At 38.7% G+C, this 19,191-nt stretch carries 17 protein-coding genes and 1 pseudogene; 12 read left to right on the plus strand and 6 right to left on the minus strand.

The genetic code is table 11. The annotated features are described in order from the left end of the window. Positions 1–334: 334 nt before the first annotated feature. The 4 genes from KO537_RS22620 (at position 335) to KO537_RS22635 (ending at position 1,973) form a co-directional block, all read left to right on the plus strand. Entirely contained in the window at positions 335–679 is a 345-nt protein-coding gene (locus tag KO537_RS22620) for a hypothetical protein (RefSeq protein ID WP_219235950.1), read from the plus strand. 122 nt (positions 680–801) lie between these two features. Further along, a complete protein-coding gene (locus tag KO537_RS22625; protein WP_219235952.1) occupies positions 802–1,074 on the plus strand; it encodes a hypothetical protein in 273 nt (90 codons plus the stop codon). Between the two features lie 79 nt (positions 1,075–1,153). After that, positions 1,154–1,414, plus strand: coding sequence for a hypothetical protein (locus KO537_RS22630; RefSeq protein ID WP_219235954.1), 261 nt, complete (start codon positions 1,154–1,156; stop codon positions 1,412–1,414). Between the two features lie 100 nt (positions 1,415–1,514). After that, positions 1,515–1,973 (plus strand): hypothetical protein, encoded by a 459-nt coding sequence (locus KO537_RS22635; RefSeq protein ID WP_219235956.1) that lies wholly within the window; start codon positions 1,515–1,517, stop codon positions 1,971–1,973. 246 nt (positions 1,974–2,219) lie between these two features. Here the strand turns inward: KO537_RS22635 and KO537_RS22640 are convergent, their stop codons facing one another. Further along, positions 2,220–2,831, minus strand: coding sequence for a LysE family translocator (locus KO537_RS22640; protein WP_028759805.1), 612 nt, complete (start codon positions 2,829–2,831; stop codon positions 2,220–2,222). A gap of 99 nt (positions 2,832–2,930) precedes the next feature. Between KO537_RS22640 and KO537_RS22645 the strand changes: the two genes are divergently transcribed. The 8 genes and pseudogenes from KO537_RS22645 to KO537_RS22680 all read left to right on the plus strand — a co-directional run bounded on the left by KO537_RS22645 (position 2,931) and on the right by KO537_RS22680 (position 12,838). Continuing rightward, on the plus strand, positions 2,931–3,803 hold the full coding sequence (locus KO537_RS22645; RefSeq protein WP_219235970.1) for a LysR substrate-binding domain-containing protein: 873 nt from the start codon (positions 2,931–2,933) through the stop codon (positions 3,801–3,803). A gap of 431 nt (positions 3,804–4,234) precedes the next feature. Continuing rightward, a complete protein-coding gene (locus KO537_RS22650) occupies positions 4,235–4,510 on the plus strand; it encodes a hypothetical protein (RefSeq protein WP_219235972.1) in 276 nt (91 codons plus the stop codon). Positions 4,511–4,527: 17 nt separating this feature from the next. Next, positions 4,528–4,888, plus strand: a pseudogene (locus KO537_RS22655) (DUF4113 domain-containing protein); the annotation flags it as partial. Between the two features lie 258 nt (positions 4,889–5,146). Next, positions 5,147–6,346 carry a HEPN/Toprim-associated domain-containing protein gene (locus KO537_RS22660; protein WP_219235974.1) on the plus strand — a complete coding sequence of 400 codons (1,200 nt, stop codon included), beginning with the start codon at positions 5,147–5,149 and terminating at the stop codon, positions 6,344–6,346. A 105-nt stretch (positions 6,347–6,451) separates the two neighbouring features. Then, a complete protein-coding gene (locus tag KO537_RS22665; protein WP_219235976.1) occupies positions 6,452–9,367 on the plus strand; it encodes a UvrD-helicase domain-containing protein in 2,916 nt (971 codons plus the stop codon). A 404-nt stretch (positions 9,368–9,771) separates the two neighbouring features. Then, complete coding sequence (locus KO537_RS22670) at positions 9,772–10,437, plus strand: hypothetical protein (RefSeq protein WP_219235978.1); 666 nt, start codon at positions 9,772–9,774, stop codon at positions 10,435–10,437. Between the two features lie 266 nt (positions 10,438–10,703). After that, entirely contained in the window at positions 10,704–11,405 is a 702-nt protein-coding gene (locus KO537_RS22675; RefSeq protein ID WP_219235980.1) for a hypothetical protein, read from the plus strand. Positions 11,406–11,767: 362 nt separating this feature from the next. After that, on the plus strand, positions 11,768–12,838 hold the full coding sequence (locus KO537_RS22680) for a (p)ppGpp synthetase (protein WP_219235982.1): 1,071 nt from the start codon (positions 11,768–11,770) through the stop codon (positions 12,836–12,838). Between the two features lie 1,106 nt (positions 12,839–13,944). Here the strand turns inward: KO537_RS22680 and KO537_RS22685 are convergent. The 5 genes from KO537_RS22685 to KO537_RS22705 form a co-directional block, all read right to left on the minus strand. Continuing rightward, positions 13,945–14,169, minus strand: coding sequence for a bacteriocin-like peptide (locus tag KO537_RS22685; protein ID WP_219235984.1), 225 nt, complete (start codon positions 14,167–14,169; stop codon positions 13,945–13,947). Between the two features lie 363 nt (positions 14,170–14,532). Further along, entirely contained in the window at positions 14,533–15,219 is a 687-nt protein-coding gene (gene lepB, locus KO537_RS22690; RefSeq protein ID WP_219235986.1) for a signal peptidase I, read from the minus strand. Between the two features lie 103 nt (positions 15,220–15,322). Then, positions 15,323–15,508, minus strand: coding sequence for a hypothetical protein (locus KO537_RS22695; protein ID WP_219235988.1), 186 nt, complete (start codon positions 15,506–15,508; stop codon positions 15,323–15,325). Between the two features lie 190 nt (positions 15,509–15,698). Next, a complete protein-coding gene (locus tag KO537_RS22700) occupies positions 15,699–17,876 on the minus strand; it encodes a peptidase domain-containing ABC transporter (protein WP_219235990.1) in 2,178 nt (725 codons plus the stop codon). Next, positions 17,876–19,123 (minus strand): HlyD family efflux transporter periplasmic adaptor subunit, encoded by a 1,248-nt coding sequence (locus KO537_RS22705; RefSeq protein ID WP_219235991.1) that lies wholly within the window; start codon positions 19,121–19,123, stop codon positions 17,876–17,878. The genes KO537_RS22700 and KO537_RS22705 overlap by 1 nt, the downstream gene beginning before the upstream one ends. Positions 19,124–19,191 lie beyond the last annotated feature (68 nt).

Raw genomic sequence — 19,191 nt, forward strand, 5'->3', positions numbered from 1 at the left:
TTCAGCACTAAATGTTTTTCTGGTTGTCGATCTCATGTTTTCACCTAAAGTCATCTACGAGGTAATAATATCACCTCTATTTAGGTGGCCAAAATTAGTGTGCCACTACAATAAACAATTTCCAAGTCGTGATATCCAATATGCATTTATCGTAGAGTGTATGTACAAAAAGAGCTGGTTCTTGTCTGCCGAGACTTATATGGTTACAAAGTAGGCCACATAACAAACCAAGTCAGCGGGACAATTACATGCAGTCTCCCGTCACTTCGTTCCGTATTTTAGCCTGCATGTACTTGCCCTGCTTGGGGCGTTATATGTCATTTAGGAAAGTTCGATGAAATGTCCCGTGTGTTCTGAGGAGTTCGGTTACTTACTATTGAAAAACTTGGAAAAAACAAAAAAGGAAACATTATTTCATTGCCCTAAATGCTCGCAAAAACTTAGCAATTCATCACTATTAGAAATCCAGAGAAAGGTAGATTTTTTCATCTATGGAGGACTAGTTTTCTTGATGGTAGTGCTTGGGATCGAATACATCATCCCAGGTGAGTCAATGAGCACAGTTTCTAGAATTTTAATAATGACTATTTGTCCTATATCGTTGTTTTTAGGTTACTTGCAAATTAAAAAGATGGATACAGCAGAGTATCGTAAAGCTGGTGAAAAAAATGCCATATAACATATAACAAGTTACTTAATTTCGTTCCGGCCACAAACAGCGTGGCCTCTACGGGACTGCCTACGCTACGCTGCGGCAGCCCATTAGTAATGCGTTAACTGTACGAAAGTATCGAGTTGGTAATGTCGAATAAAACCGTATTAGAAAGACTTTTAAACGAAATAGAGAAATACGATAAAAATCGTAATGATCGTGATGCTTTTGCACAAATAGTTTATGAGTCAATCGAAGCCCTGGAGGGGATACCCTATTCAGTTCAGCAGCAAGGTAGGGATTGGCAGTACAAAATTGAAACTGAGGAATACTTCGACAAAGAGGGCTTTGAGTCTGAAATTAATGAGGTAATCCCAAAACTTAAAGCGTGGGTCGATGAGCTTATTCAATCCCACAGTTAACAAGGCCAGCCAGAGGGACTGCCAAACCGCGACGCGCTTTGTCTGCCCCTGCTGGCGGCGTTAACTGTAAAAGCAAACTATGGAAGAAACCGCGAAAATCGAAATGTTAGCTGATGCAGTGAGCATCGCTCAGAAAATATTGGCTGGTGATATTGATCCTAACCTTGGTTGTGCCAAGCTCGGAGAAATCAACCGTGATCTTGATTGGCCAACTAAGCTGGCAGCATTTGGTCTTCTTGCACACGAACAATACGACCATGAGAACATAGGCATCACAGCAGAAAGCTGCGTTCCGGAAATTATCGATGAATGCACCAAGTTGGTTGCCAGTTACAGTTAACAAGCGCAGGCACAGCGACGGCTTTTTCGTTGCGGCTTCGCCTCCACTACAAAGCCGCGCGTGCTGCGGGCGTTATGCGTACTGATGAGGAGTCTTCTACATGGAACATAATTTTGAGAAGTTAAAAGAGCATATATTGCCTTTGTCCAATTCAACTGACTTTCATCATGCAAAAAACGAGTGGAAACTTGTTGGTGTTGAAATAAATGAAGACTGGGATAATTGTCCCTGTGGGCAATCGATTAAAGAGCTTTGTTATATTGAAAACCAACTCAACAATCAAAAGACTTACGTTGGTAATGTTTGTATTAACAAATTTATTGGCATTGATACTGGTAACTTATTTGCTGGTCTAAAACGAATAGCTAAAAATGACTCAGCTAACGCAAATGAAGATCTAATAATCCATGCTTATAAACTAGGTTATATATTTGAAAATGAATATAGCTTTCTTATGGACACAAAAAACAAACGAAAATTGTCAGAGAAACAACTCGCTTGGAAACAAAAAATAAACAATCGAATTACAAGCCAAACCGTAGTTCGAGCAAAAGTGTAAACACGCATAGCAAGGCGTTTAAACAGAACTAAAACAGTGGGTTACGTTTCGCTTCGCTACACGTTATAACCCACAGTTTTAGTCCGCTTAACGCGGCGTTACCCATAGAAATCTTAATCCGAAACTCAAAAATTAGAGTTGGGAATCTAACACGCATTTGTCCCAAAGTGAGTTAGAGCAATTTCCCAGTGGTAGTTCGTACCACTGGATTAGCACCATACTTCCTTATGACGTGAAAGGTGGAATTTAGGCTTTTATTGATAATGTTGCACCAAAAGCAATTAGACCCAATCCACACGCCTGATTAATTCTATGACCAAACTTTTTAATTATGTGACTCGCGTGTACAGATGTGACTAGGTAAGCGACTATACAAAACCAAGCCATATGTAGAAGTGCAATGTAAACGCCATAGCTAATAACGAAAGACATACCTTCATTATTGGCTGAGATTAGTTGGCTAAAGACGCTTAGAAAGAAAAGCATTGTTTTAGGATTCAATACATTACACAAAAAACCTTGAAATATGTACTTTCGAGCATGTGTGGGTTGGTCTGTTGAGTTTTCATAGTCTAATTTCAACTTAGAACTGACTAACCCTGTTACACCGAGATAAATTAAATACGCCGCACCAATGTACTTCACTATGCTAAATAAAACCGCATTCTGAGAAACTAAGTGACTAATCCCTATCACTGAATAGGTAATATGCACACAAACACCAATCCCTATCCCAAGAGCCGTTAATATGCCCGCTTTTCTGCCAAAAATTGCACTGTTTTTAAATACTAAAACAAAGTCAGCACCAGGGCTTACTACGATTAAAAGCCCAAATACTGCAAAACTTATTAACTCCATTTTCTATCCTAACTGTTCATGATTTTAAAATAATTGTATAGATTTATTGGTAAGTTATAATCGAAAAAAAGGCATCCTAAATGTGAGAAAAAGTCACAGATGAGACATTTAAAAGCATTCTATGTATTTCATATTACGGCAGAGTCATCGAGTTACAGTAAGGCAGCAGAAAGACTTCATATCACTCACGGAGCAGTGAGTAAGCAAATTAAATTGCTAGAGAGCCATTTGTCGAAGTTACTGTTTTACAAACAAGGTAGAGGAATGTGTCTCACGCAAGAAGGTGAGCTACTCAAGCTGTACACTGATATTGCGTTTAATGCTCTAGATAATGGAGTTAAGAAGCTAACGAGGGAAAGCAATAAGCATCTTGAAGTTTCCTGTGAGCCCACATTAACTATGCGCTGGCTGATGCCTAGGCTGGCCAGTTTTTTCCAGCTTACGGGTATTGATGTTCGACTATCAACAGCAGGAGGGCCTGTGGATTTATGTGAAACAGGATTATCTTTAGCCATCCGGCGTGATGACTTCGATATTAGCCCAGAATATACGACACACAACTTAGTCAATGAGTGGGTTGGCCCTGTTTTTTCCCCTGAATATTGGAACAAAGCTCAGCACAACTTAGATGATATCGTTTTGCTTCATAGTGAAACGAGACCTTCTGCATGGTCAGATTGGTCATCACGTTCAACACATGCCTTTAATATCAATAAGTCTAAATCCTTTGAGCATTTTTATTTCTGCTTACAGGCGGCAGTTGACGGTTTAGGGGCTGCTATAGGGTCATATCCTCTGATAATCGATGACTTGAAAAACGGGAGGCTGGTGGCTCCATTTGGATTAACTCAATCTGGACATCGTTATGTACTGCTCAGCCACACAGAAAGACTAGGAAGCAATGAATTGGAGTTTTTAAACTGGTTAGAAAAGACAATGTCCTTATGCCAGCCTGAAACTCTTAGTTCGTAATTGTGTGGAACACTGAATTTGGCCCTATAGCAAGAAGTGTAGACTTTATGTCATGGCAATTAAAGATCGCTACAAATACAAAGCTGCTAAGTGATACTTTGTTCTGAGTTTAGTCTGAGTCGATTTTAAGAATGAAACATTAAAAACTAATAGATATGTGACTGTTTATGCACATTGCGTTGCATAAGTTGAGTTTTGCATGAATCTGTTACGATAATTCGCAAAACACATCGTTTAAGCGCTATAACTCACGAAAACTGCACTTTAATGATAATTAAAATGCAAATGCTTTTCGGGAGTCACATACTTGTGTCGTTGATCACTTCTGTGACATTGTAAGTGTGTACTACATTAGGTTCACTGGTGTCTAGTATAATAGTGGTGATTCATATTATTGAAATGACGCACATTGTGTCTTGATGAGGATATTGATGAGTATCGTTGAAGAGAGTCTAAAAGATGCAAAGAAAAATCTACGGAAAGGACTTCCGTATTGGACTGATGTATTTACTCGACCATTAAACTCAGAATTTGAGAAATTGTTGAGGCAGGATGGCTTTCATATTTTTCATATTTGCTTTTGGATAGAAGGTGAGGATGTTTACTCTCCGATCTCGATCGATGTTGATAGACTAAGAGAAGTCGCAAAAAATCGAGTTGAATTGAGAGATAGTGGTGTGCAAAAGGCACTTTGGCCTGTTATCTAACTTAAATTAAGACGTGAAAATATGGTTCAGTCTGCAAGCCGATACTGCTATTTGCTAGTAACTCACCCCATGATGAGCGCCCTGTAAGCGATAAAACTGTGGTGCATTTCCCTAACTGTACGATACCAGATAGACTTAGGTTTGATTGACTTAGCGAGCTAGAAACATAGCCAATTAGACTTGTTCAATCCGCTAACAGCAAAGCAAGCGCTAATGCTAATGCTAATGCTTACGCTCGATCACATTAACCAACGCTATGGCAGTGATACTCTGTTTATTGCGGCTCAAGGCATAGAGCATAAATGGGCAATGCGGAGGGACTTATTGACGCCTCAATATACGACTAAGTGGCGAAGCGTACCGCGCATAAAGTGCTAATGAGGTTTTGCTCCATTCCAAGCTAGCGCATTTATGTATCACACTTTACTGATGGGAATTTGACCTACTTTATTCTAACCAATGTATTGTCTAGTAAAATGGGGACTTACCAAACTGTCAAAGAGTTATCTTGTGCTTAAAGAGTCGAGTCCACCGTCTGTAATGGAACGAGAACATCACTTTCCAGATATTAAGTCGGACGATTATGAACCAGAGATTGCTCAGATCAAAGTAGTGATGTGAGTCAAGGATTAACTAATGGGAAGTTTTGCAGACATAAATATTAACCGCCAAGAGCTTCTATCTTGGAAAAACAACTATGATGAGTGGTTTTTCACTAAGCAAGATAGGGTGCGGGAAGTTCACGATGATGAAGAGCTGCAAGATTTCATTGGGTATAAGATTGATGCAAAAACTCTGAAGCGCCGTTTACAGCTGGCAGGTTACGATTTGAGTTCTGCTGAACAGGATTTCAATGAAGTTAAAAGCTCTTGGATCATGGAAATGAAAGAGACCTTAGAGTTATGCAAAAGCAATCAAAATAGCATCTATGTTGATGTTGACCAGATACTAGCTGATTTAAAAATTGTTGAGAGTCATAGTTTTCAAGATTGGCTACAAACACTTCCCAAAACATTTGATAAGTCGAGTGTGGATTTAGATACCGATTGCTTTAATCCCAAAGTTGACATTGATGGTGAGCCACTACTGTCATTCATGCTATCTGCATTTCATAGTGTTTATGATGAACATCAGGGGTTCGCAGGTACCACATTCCCATGTAAGTATGCTGAAACTTATGCCGTGGTTCTTTTAGAGCATTGCGATGACGAAGCAGAGTGTGTGCTTGATATCACTGATATAGTTAACGGTGGATCGGTTACCGATTTTGACGATATTGCAGAGGTTCAGGCAGGAGAAACAAAGTTTCATCAGAACTTTTGTGCTTCATTGAATGAGCTAGCAGTTCTAAACGAATCAACGGAAAATGCAACACTACAAAGAATGGTGTTTGCCAGTGTGATTACTGCGATGGAAGCGTATCTGTCTGACACAATGAAAAGCCATGTGTTGAACCGAAGTGCAGTTCAACGTCGATTTGTTGAATCACATCAGGTTTTCAAAGAAAAGCTAGCTAAGAAAGACGTGTTTGCGTTTTTAGACACACTTGATAAGACGCTAAATGCGGAAATCGATAAAATCTCATTCCATAATATTGATACAGTAAAAGATCTGTACAAAGAAGTTTTGGCTTGTGACTTCCCAGTGGCTAAATTGGGTCAACTAAGACCATCAGTTTTCATTAGACATGACATAGTGCATCGTAATGGCAAAAAGTCAGATGGGTTCTCTGTTGATGTATCTCAGAAAGACGTATTCGATCTAATTGAATTGGTTAAAAGTGTTATCAGAGACATTGACCAGCAAATTCTAGATGGATTATTGGTAGATTGGTAACCATATGAAAAATAAGCAATCATAACTGTGAAATATATGAATTCCTGTTCATCGAGAGTGTGTTCTATGGCATGATTGACCTGTTCATAGATACAGGAATTTTCAATGTCACAGCAGATCGTTAAATCGAGAATTAATTTACTGGGTAGTTGCAAAGGGGTTGTGCTCGGGAAGCAGTCTCTCAAGATTGTTTACAAGTCTCGTACTCAAAGAGTGAATTACTCGAAGATACTCGGTTTTTGTACGATTGAGCGTTCATTGCTTGGACATAAGTTGGAGATAACTACAGATAGTGGAGTCATTACTGTCAGTGGTCTTAGTCATCTAAAAGCAATCCCACAGTTCAACACTATCAATTTCACCATAAAGTCATTAATAGAGACGAAGATTAAAGACACTTACAGTAAGTTTTCAAAAGCTACTGTTGGTCAATATCTTCGAGAATCTAAAATCTCCGAAGTTCAGACCATCATTGAGCCAATGGTTTGCTTGTTTAACAAAAACAGTGAATCTTGGAGTTCGCACATATCGCAAGAACATTTCGATAGAATGAAAAAGTTGGCTGAACTCAGCCCTGTATCTAAGTCTGCTGAATCGCTAAGAGCTATTCATACCAGCAGAATACTTAAAGGTCGTGAATCTTTTTATGACTGCATTGAGAACAACCCACTAACACCAGAACAACGTTTGTCAGTTGTACAGCATGATGACTATAACATGGTGCTTGCAGCAGCGGGTACTGGCAAAACCTCAGTTATGGTCGCTAAAACAACAGATATCTTGGAACGTGGTCTAGCAAAACCTGATGAAGTGATGGTTTTAGCATATGGTCGTGAAGCAGCAAAAGAACTAAAAGCTCGCTCGAAAGAAAGGCTCAAGAAAGCAAATATCTCATATGACTTAGATAAGCAAATCTCAACATTCCACAGTCGTGGCTTTCAGATAATTGCAGAAGCTCAGAAAATGTCCGTCGAGGAGTTCAAAAAGCTCAGAATGAGTCGATTGAGAAAAGATGGCGCTCGTAAGGAGTTCATCAACAACTGGTTGGTGACGTTCATAGAAGACAGTGAGGATAATCTGAATGCATTTATTGAAACTGTTTACTATGCATATAACCCATTTTTGGCGGAGTCAGAAGAAGCTCATCAGGAAGCCCTAAAAGGTAAGAAATACATCACACTAAATGGTGTAGAAGTTAAAGGTTATCAAGAAGTTTTAATTGGTAACTGGCTGTTCAAAAACGGCGTTAACTACAAATATGAACCAAATTATGCAAACGAGATTGGTAAGGACATTGGCTTTACGTACCATCCTGATTTCCAAGTTAGAGATACGAACGTTTTCATCGAACACTTTGGTATCGACAAAGACGGCAATACTAGAGCTGGTATCAATAGGATTAAGTATAACCAACAGATTGATGAGAAGATTGCACTCCATGACGGTATGGGTACAAGGTTGGTTAAAACATTTCATTACAACTGGTGTGATGGTGAGCTTGAGTCAGAGCTAGAGAGACAACTTGTTGATTATGAAGTCGAGTTGAATCCTATTACGAAAGAACAAATTATTGCTGCTGTTACGCAACAGGATTTCATTAAGAACGCGGTTAATGAGCTAAGTGCTACTTTGGCTGCTGTTCGTTCAGAAGCTATTGACGGTTATGAAATACAAGCTCGTCTGGAAAAAACGGGGGTTCAAAACGCTAAAAGTCACATGTTGCTGATTGAGAGCTTACGTCAAGCATATGTTGCCGAGCTCAGAAGTAGAAACCAAATTGACTACGACGATATGATTCTATTAGCGACTGAGTATCTTCGTGATGGAATGTTCGAGCCTCAGTGGAAGTACATCTTAGTTGACGAATTCCAAGATATCTCTGTATCTCGTTGGAACTTCTTACTTGAATTACTCAAAGCCAAAGACAGTAGTCTAACGGTTGTTGGAGATGATTGGCAGGCAATCTATGCATTTACTGGTGGTAAGTTAGAGTACACGACTAGGTTTAAAGAAAAGCTAGGCAATCATGCTCTAACGATGCTGCAAAAGACATTCCGCTATAACAACAGTATTGCTGATACTGCTGGTGGATTTGTAATGAAGAATCCAGAGCAGTACAAAAAGGATATAGTTACTCATACTCAGGTTAATAGCTCTGAAGTCTATCTAATGGATAATCAAGATGATGAGAAAGATCCGTTACAAGCCACGTTGAATGTAGTTGAAAGAGCCATACTTGAAATCTACAAAGACGACCCACAAGCTTCTATTAGTATTTTGTCGAGATACAATAAGACGAAGAATGCTGCCAAGGAAAGATTTGGCAGACACCGTGGTTTTAACAATATGGATTTTTGGACATTGCATGGTTCCAAAGGTCTTGAAGCTGATTACTGCTTTATCTTGGATTTAAATCAGGGTTTTTTTGGATTTCCAACTGAAAGAAAAGAAAACGAAATTGTCAGCGCATTGATGCCTACCATTGATGTCTATCCGCATGCTGAAGAACGTCGCCTATTCTACGTAGCTATCACCCGCTCAAAAAAACGATGCTATCTCATAGCTGATCCTAAAGAGCCGTCAGAGTTTGTTCTAGAGCTTCTTAGACCTGAATATCAATTGAATATTGTGTCAGAGCACTTTACTCCAGAGAAGCTAGCTGCCAGAAAATGTCCTAAGTGTAAAACTGGATACATGAAACCGAAGTGGGGTGCATGGGGAGTGTATGAGTGCTCTACAGGTTTAGGCTGTCTCACTGAAGCAGTTGATTGTGATGATTGCGGCGGTATTGCTATCAAAAAGGACAACTACGGTGAGTGCATCAGCTGTAAATCCAGATTTCAGCTTTGTCCTAACTGCAAAGCCCCGAAAGTTGTGCGAGCAAATAGTAAAAATAAAAGACTCTTCGTGGCATGCAGCTCATTTCGTGGTGATGAAGCTAAGTCATGCAAGTTCATGGGCCCACTTAACCCAAGACTACAGCAGCGATTAAAAGAGAAAGATAGAGTTCCTTTTAACTAAACCTTATCCACAATAAGAAACTGATATGCCAAAAACTAAAGCGACCCCAACAAATAACTTGTTGGTAAAGAGAGCTGACATTGCTAGTTGGCACTTTGTAACTCAGAAGTGTCCATTACTTAGCTAGCTTTCGTGGCTAGCTTACATTGTCAGAGCGGCTACTTTATTCAGGCTCCTAGGTTCATCTGGTGATACAGATGGTTCACTCGTTAAGCGGTGAACATACGCCCCAAAGCTTATTAGCAGCGAGATTCTTCAGAGTCTTGTGAGCCCCCTCGTTGACCAAATTGTCGTAATGCTACAAAGTGACTACTTTAACGGCGGCGATTCAATCAATTAATCTGAACATACCTCTCAAATGGAAAAGATATGGTTACTATTTTCACTCAACAAGGCTGGAAAACATGCAGAACTCAGTAGGTAACATCGCAACCGACCGAACCTTGGGCTTGGTAAATATATGGCAGTTACTTAGAAAGCTGTACTGGGAAATGGAGATTTTGGCTGCTGTGCCTGAAAAATACTTCCCGCAAGAGAAAAGTAGTATATTTAATTTCAAAGATGCAAAAAGTTATGCTGCAATTAATGTTGCTTCAACCAATCTGTCTTTAATTGATTGGCTTTTCCATCGATTAGATAACGATGAATTATTAAAGCAAGCATTTAAAAATATTCATCCTCTTGTTACTTTAGACGGCATGAAACGATTTAGTGAATCACTTAGGAATGAAAAGCTTGAACTTCAAGTTTGCCATCAGATCTGCAATTCGAATAAGCATTATAAACTGCATGGAGGATTAGATGTGACTATTTCAGCAAAGACCATCGACCTTGTACGAGTGGACAATATTGACGAGACAAAGGTCCTTGATATCATAACCATGCATAATTTTTTTATCTGTAGACCATGTTCTCTTGGCGACGCTGAAAATAAACGCTTAACTCCAAATGAAGCGTTTTCCGAAACGCTTAAATGGTGGACTTTTTTGTTCAAAGCTATTTCAATACCAGACCAAATCATTTATTTTCCAGAGCTGGATGCATGGCAAAATCAGCTACCAAACATATAGAAATTCGATAGTTGAAACACTGACGTAATAGATATTGAATTGCCATTGCTATCGTAGTCACTTTTATATTTGACTAAGGTCGACTGTCTGTTTGTCGCTCATCGTTGCCATTAAAGCTAAATATTCTGTTGTGAAAAGCATAAGTAGGCTGTAGGTTGTTTAAAGATTGCACCTTAAATGTTAATTTTCTGGTCGATATATCCGATATTACTGAGAAGTCTATCTAATAATTTTTAGGGAACATGATGTCGAGGATGGAATGAAGAATGATAGAGATAGGGTCGACTGATTTTTTGCTTAAAGTGCCGAGCCTCTCTGAGAGGGAGTTCGAGTTATATTCCTCTAGGCTATTTGATCAATGGGAAGCTAATCTGGAAAAATCGCTTTTGCTAACCGATTATTCCATTTCTCTAGAAATCGAAGAGGGGTCGATTAGCGGTAAGGCAAAGATTGCAGCTTTAGCTGGTGCTATATATATGGGTGTGGCAAATTACGGTGGATTCGTATCAGGTTTACAAATAATACGAAGTCAAATTTCCTATGTAAATAACGCCTTGGTTGAAAGTGCCAAACAGCCGTTCGAGTGTAGTAAAAAGAACGTAACTGTGAGAAATCGAGGCGGGGCTATTTCACGATTACAGTCTCTATTTCACAAAGTGCAAAAAGGCACTTTGACAGCAGATGAAGCAATGCAGCAAGCCATAGAGATATTCGGTAATGAAACCAATAATATTCCTGGTTTTCTAGAAGATTTAAAGAGGGAGTTTGAAAATGCGCCCAAATATCCCGAGCAACTTAGTCTAATCGATGGCGAGAATGATGAGTTTGAGGTGGATGTTAAGTCATCCGCCAAAGTGCCTCCCAAAAAACGAGCTCCCCAACCGGTTCCTGTGTCTCAGCAATTTAAAATTGAAATATGGAGAGAATCAAAAAAGGGTAAAAAGCGTGTCAAAGTTACCAAAAAATAAAACTAAAAGCCCATTACGATTCAACATCGTGAGGCTAACCCTGACATGTCAAGATTGACTAAATTTTAGTATTGATACAAAGTGGCTACATAAATAGTTGGATAATTGCGCATGCTTTTTGGGGCACGATTGAAGCGTTAGCGTCGCAGGTGAAGCGAGCTTGCAGGCAGCCACCGCCAGCCCGCTTCAAGTGAGGAACAAACATTCCCAATGTTGGCGGAATGCGGAGAGTTCATATACAAGGAAGTCAAATAGCCCATCATCATGCGCACCTTCTACGCAATCTGTCACTCACAAAACAAGCCACGGCAACGGTAAACCGCACCGTTGCGTTATGATCGTTTGCCATCAAAGGAAAATCGATGTCATCTTTAGATTTTGAGACAGAGAAACAAAGGTTTCGTGATTACTACAATGAGCACCACGGTTTGCTAGATGGTGCAAAAATCTCGTTTATCACGCTAGTTAATTCTCTAATAAGAAGCGCTAGCGATATTGCCTTATCAAAAATTGAAGGTCGAGTTAAAGACCGAGATGAGTGTGTAAAGAAATTTAGCCGGAAGTACAGAACGATTTTAGAAACTGAAGGCCGCGAATATCAAATCATTGATCACATATCAGACCTTATTGGTGTTCGGGTGGTTTGTTTATATGAAGATGATATAGAGAAAATCAAAGACCTTCTATACGCGCATTTTGAAGTTATTGATATTACTGACAAGATTGCACAGATCGAAAGTACGGAAAACTCCTTCGGATACAAAGGGCTTCATTTGGATTTGAAGCTGAATGAACAAAGAAAAGCACTCCCTGAATACTCTAAATTCAATGATTTTTGCTTTGAGGTTCAAATTCGAACCATCATTCAAGACTCATGGAGTGTGCTAGATCATAAGATCAAGTACAAAAAATCTATACCCAACAAGTTAAAACGGAGAATTAATTCTCTTGCTGCATTGTTTGAGGTGGCGGACCGTGAATTTCGCGAGATTCGGATTGCAACGGAAGAGAGTATAAATGCCGAGGATTTGACGCCGGAACAAATTTCCCAAGAATCGGATCAAATTGAGGCTGGTCAAGTTGAACAAAAATATAAAGCACACATCCTTAATGCGTTTAGTTTTCTAAAGATAGCTAACCACTTTTTCAATGGATTCGAATTTGAACCCCATAAGGTAGACGGTTTTACGGAAGAGATTGTATCGCTAAAGCCGGGGATATCTCGCGGAAAATTCAATTTCTATATGCGAGAGAATATAGCTACCCTTAAGAAATATAAATCTTTCTTCGAAAAAGAGTTTCCAACTGATACTTTGAATCCATATACCATGATCAGGCACTGCTTATATTTGGGCGATAAAGAACTATTCGCAAAACTATTGACCAACCAAGCAACAGAAACCTTTGAGAAGTGGTTGGCAGCAAATGGCTAACAAGGCGCTCTGTGGCAAATTTTAATCCGAATCTGACGAGTTAGAGTTAAGGCTTTAACTCGAAAATGTCCAAAAGCGAGTTACTTACTATTCAGTCATGCTATCGTGTTTTCTCTACTGATTAAGAGTGAAATATTAAAGACTGATAGATATGTGACTATTTATGCATGTTGTGATGCATAAACTGAGTTTGAGACAAGTTTGTAACGATAATGCACAAAACACATCGATTAAGCGCTAAAACACTCGAAAATTGCACTTTAATACATATTAAAGTGCATTTTTTACCGTTTAACATAATTGCTATGTATTGGTAAAATGAGCCTGTTACTGTAAATTATTTATACATTACTTACAGACAGAGTAGTGCAGCTTAAATTTTTACTGAAAAATTTAAATTTATGACTTTATATTGAATGATTATTTCATAAGCATTTGAACGAATCTATACTCGCTCATTCCCGTAGCCTCAGAATGGCTGATGCATGATTAATAATGAAATTCTTAATCATGATAAATCTGTCTTTCATTAAAGCTTTATGCGCAATTAATAAATGTAATGCAACAAAATTAATTGGCTATTATAAGTTAAAAATAATAAAAGCCCGCACCCCAATAGAGTCGATTGCGAAAATAAATAATATTGTAAAAATACATAAGCTCTACTAAAAAGATGCCCCCTACGTTTGGGTGGGCTAAGTTTTTAGTCGTCGTATATTAGCACCTTTTTTCTATTTTACCCAACTAAAATGTGTCTAGGAAGTTAGTGGTGATTCAATGGTGGCTAAACAAAAACTTATAATGAAAATTACAAATGATAACCACATTAATTTTTCATGTTTCAAGTTTTTTATTGACTCGTCCAGTTCTTTAATGTTTCTAGAAAGCAACAAGTTTTTATTTTTAAATAAGAAATAAAAAAATACAGCTCCTGAAAATAAAGTTGCGCTAAGGAATTTATCACTGCTTGAAAGATATATTCCCAAGATGAGTGTTATGCATATAAATGAAATAATGATAAAGTTGACTGTTTTAATTTTCATATTATACCTAAAATTAACAACATTACTTGCGCCACAGGATGTCAGTGGCGCACATAAAATTGATTATTTACTGCCTAATAATTGTCTAGAAATTACAGTTCCTACCCCCCATCCTGCACCAAATGCAAAGCCTAAACAACCGCCAATGATCCCTCCTCGTGTTGCGCCGATTGAACTTCCTGTCATTACGGCTCCACTAACCGTTCCCGCCGCAGCCCCCCAATTAAAACCAGTTAATGCATCACCACCATTAATCTGCTCAATCTCATTCATTGTTAATTCTTGCATAATGATTTCCTTCCATTACAATTTCATAGTTATGTTTGCTAAGTCGGTCTAACCGCTTAGCGGCTTTCCAAAGGCTCGGTTTCCGGCAAAAGTTACCGAGCCTTTGTTTTAACCTGCTAAATGAAGATGTTAATCGGCATCTAACAGTCTAAAAAATCCTAGGCCCTATATTAAGTCCTACTTAAGATGCTGACTGGACTTGTAGAATTAGTCATTGGACTTTGCTTACCTTAGATGCATCCTTACCAATTAAAACAATTCTAGTTGTCTACTTAACGATTCCCTGTCTATGTATAAAGCAATTTGAAGTGAATGTTAATTCATATTTATAAATTTTAATTTAATGTTGGCTTTAGTTTTTACTTATAAATATACGACTTTTGAATCCGTAGATATTTTATATTGCGCCATTCCATCTACATTATCTATACTCACGGTGCCAAAGTATCTAGAATCATAACTATCGAATTTATTATCCCCTAAAAGATAAATTTCGCCATTTTTAATCAATATGTTTTCTTTATGAAGACACTCAGAAATTGGCTTTGGATTTTTATAAAATGTAATTTCATTAATGTAGACTTCAAAATCACAAACAAAAACAGCATCACCAGGAATAGCTGCAATTCTTTTTCCAACAGTAATAAAACTTGAGTCATCAGGTGATGGAATATTTTTCACTCTGACTATTTTATTTCTTTCAATATTCTTCCCTGTTTTATACATGATATAATCGGAGATGTTTATAGTGGGTGACATAGATGAACTTATAACACCAATCACTACATATCCTAATATAATTGCAGAGAAATTCTTAATAAAATAAAACCATATAAAAAATATTGCTAAAAAAGATGGTAGAATAAAAAAAATCTTTTCTCCTGAAAAATAACACAAAAAAACAATAAACAAAAAAGATGTAAGAGGAAGTGATTTAATATAAAAATCCATCAATTCAAAACTCGATGGCAATTGAAATAATCTAATTAATATAGTGTTTAAAGCAAAGTAGAAAGCCAATAACACTATAGTTGATGATTTTTTATACATTACTATAAGCCTATATAATATTCAGTCCCAATATTTTTGCGTAGAAATTATAAAAAATCGTATTTAAACCCGCCTTGTTTAAGGCGGGTTAATAAATAATATTCTAGTCTATTCTATCGCAAGTCGGAAAAAAATCAGTCCCACCTGTTTGATAGCCATATCCAGCTCCCATATTATGATCGCTTATAACGTTAAGGTAAGCATGCCAAACTGCACCGCCGCTAACCTCTAATAGCTGAGCAGTTGTTAGAGTTTCGATTTTTTTGTTTTCTTCAGAATTAATTTGCATAATGATTTCCTTTCATTAGAATTTTAACGTTATGTTTGCTAAGTCGGTTTATCCTTATTAGCGGCTTTCCAAAGGCTCGGTTTCCGGCAAAAGTTACCTGGCCTTTGTTTTAACCTGCTAAATGACTATGTCAATGTCATCTAACAGTCTAAAATGCTTGTCTTTTCTATCTTAAGTCATTCTCTGGGCATTACGATGCCGGCTGGGCTTGCTGTAATTCTTCTGCACTCATCATTTTCCCTTGGTGCATTAAGACCACTCTATCTGCCTGTTTAATAGTTTCTGGTCTATGGGCAATGATGATGCGAGTCATGCTCAGTGCTTTTATCTGCTCACTGATTTTTGCTTCATTCATAATGTCCAGATGACTTGTTGCTTCATCCATAAACAAAATCGAGGGAGACTGATATAAGGCTCTCGCAAGCAATAAGCGCTGCACTTGCCCACCGGAAAATTGGTTACCCATATCGCCCACTAAACTGTTATATCCCATTGGCATACGTGCAATATCCATATCTATCGCTGCATGCTGCGCGCATTGTTGCATCTTCACGTAATTAGGCTCTGGGTCAAAAAAAGTAAGATTGTCAGCAATTGAGCCTGATAGCAGGGTATCGTCCTGCATAACGGCTGCGATTTGTTGCCTATACTGGGTTAAGCCAATATGGTTTATATCTTGTCCATCAAGCAAAACACGTCCATTCGTTGGTATTAACAAGCCCAGCATTAACTTCACTAAGGTGGTCTTGCCGCAGCCAGAAGCCCCTACAATAGCTACCGATTCACCGGCCTGAATATCAAGGCTAAGGTTACTAATCACTTCAGGTTCATTCATTCCGTAACTAAAGCTGACATTCTCTAAACTTAAGCGTCCTTTAACGATGTTGAGCTGTGTAAAACTCTCTTGATGCGCCTCTTGTTCATGAAGAGCGATATCAGAAATACGGTCAAGGTGTAATCGCAACATACGAAACATAATTAACTGTTCAATTAAGCTTGCCACTCGATCAGTCATTTGATTTTTGTAAGCAATAAAGGCTAATACCATGCCGATGGTGAGGCCACCGCTCATGACAATCATTGCCGCCAAGTAAATCACAATGATATTTTCAATACCGAACAACAGTTTATTCATCGCATCGAAGCTGATTTTTAGCCTACCTAAACGAATATCTGCGTTAATGACTTCACTGTAACGATTTTGCCAAATACCTTGTCTCGCACTTTCACAGGTAAACAACTTAATTGTTTGAATGCCCCTGATATTTTCTAAAAAATTACTTTGCTCCTTAGCTTGAGCTTGAATCGACTCTTCGGTGGCTCTATGCAATGGGCGATATAATGCAAAACGCATCAAGGTGTATAATGCCACAGCAGCTATAACGACAAGTGTCAGTTTTACGCTGTAAATAAGCATCATTACCAAAACCGCAATTGACATCACACCATCAACAACCGTTTCAACTAGACCCGTCGTTAGCCGTTCTCGCACTTGTGCCAGCGAGCCAAAACGAGACACTAAATCACCAATATGACGCTTTTCAAAATAGCTCATGGGTAAGCGCAGGAGGTGGCGCAGTAAATTTACCCCCATTTGCATATTCAGTAGACTCGATACTCTCAACACTAACCAGCTACGCACACTGGTGGTAAATACATTAATGGCCACCAGTAGGCTAAACCCAATTGCCAGTACAATAAGCAAAGGCTGGTCTTGGCTTACTAATACCTCATCAACCACCCATTGCATGTAATAAGGTGTGACTAAAGCAAATACTTGTAGCAGTACTGACAGCACAAATAGCGTAACTAATGCAGCATTTACACCGCTGATTTTGGTCCACAATTGGCTTAAGCGCATTTGTTGGCGCTCATCTTGCTTTACAAATGCCTTCGTCGGTGTCAGTTCAAGCGCAATGCCCGTAAAATGCTTGGCAAACTCTTGTAGCGATAAAGTGCGCTTGCCAACAGCGGGATCATTTACGCTGATGTTCTTCTTGGTTACACCTGTCAGTACAACAAAGTGGTTCATATCCCAGTGAAGGACACAAGGTAAAGCTAATTTACCTATTTCTTCAAGCGGACATTTCAGCGCTCGGCTTGAAAGGCCAATGGAATCACCTAGCGCAATTAACTGCTGTAAATTCATCCCTTTTAAATTAGCGGTGAAGCGCTTGCGTAACGCCCCCATGTCTAACTTGTGACCGTTGAAGCTTGCTATCATCGCCATACAGGCAAGGCCGCATTCAGCCATTTCAGCTTGTAAAATAAGTGGCACACGCTTATTGCCAGAGAACTCAAGTAAGTCAACGGGACTATTGCTCTCGCTTGCCATCAAGGCGGCATGTTTGTCAGTTGCAATTGTCATTAACTCACCCTTCCACGCAGGCTGTAAATTGGGTCAAGTAGCCAATCGAGCAACGTGCGCCTGTCCAGAACGATGTCAGCCTCTAAGAGCATGCCGCTTTTAAGGGGGAATGCTTCACCATAAGCCTGCATATCTTGCGCGGATAAGGTTGTCCTTATGCGGTAAACAGGCTCTAATAACTTAACGGGTAAATCGGCTTCGCCATCGAGTAGTAGCGCTTTATCTACGCGCAATACTTCACTGTGCAGAAAACCAAACCGTTGATAAGGAAATGCATCAAAGCGCAATCTAGCCTCATCACCCTGTTTAACAAACCCCGCACTTCTTGTTGGTAGTAATAACTCTGCTACCAATGAAGAGCCCTTTGGGATAATGCTCATTAATGGACGATTACTTGCAATAAACTCGCCCTCAACAACACTTACTGCCGCCACAGTACCTGATTCTTGAGCGATTATAACAAATTTGTAACTATTCTCCGCTTCATTTAATTGTCTTTGAATATCAGATTGGCGCTTATGAACATCTGACTGTTTTAAATTAAATTGGAACGGTAAGCTCACTAATTCAGAGTGAGTTTGATTTAACTCGCGGTCAATCGATATTTTGTTCGACTCTAAGTTTTCTACTTCTTGCTTTACTTCAATTAATTTTGATAATTGAAGCTGATAATCAAGCTCTGATAAATAACCATCTTTGTAGAGCTTGTCGTGTTGTGTTTTCTGTGCAACTTGTATGTTTAATTTTTCTGCTAACAACTGTTTTTGTCTAGATAATACCTTCATCGACTCTGATAAGTCAGACAACCTTTTTTCTAGCCTAAGAGTCTCGGCTGCATTCAGCTCTATGTTGTTATCTAATTCTTGATTTAAAATACTTTGCTGTTGTTTTAACTCACTTATCAGTGTTTCGCTTAACTCAAAACCAGATGCCATGCTGCTTCTTATTATGACGGTGACTAATGGGTCGCCTGCATTGACATCACTACCTTCCTTTACGTGCAAGATATCCACATTGCCACTGCGATTAGCGTAGGTTTTTATCACACCCTTGTCAGGCACTAAATATCCGCGAACCGTTTCCTTGCGAGCGTAATGTGAAAAATATAAAAATAAAATAATCGCAGTAACTATTAATAATATAGATAGGGATACGGTATATATAGAAAGAGGTTGAGCTAAAGATATATCTCCATAAAGCCGTTGTTTTTGTTCGTCTACAACCTGCTGACGAAATAGATTTGACATAAGTTCCCTTTAACATTGCATCATTTTGGCTTGAATAATTAGCAGTTGCAATGGTAATGGTGTTACCT

Origin of the sequence: Shewanella sp. NKUCC01_JLK, from assembly GCF_019345615.1 — a bacterium.
Taxonomy (GTDB): Bacteria; Pseudomonadota; Gammaproteobacteria; order Enterobacterales; family Shewanellaceae; genus Shewanella; species Shewanella oncorhynchi.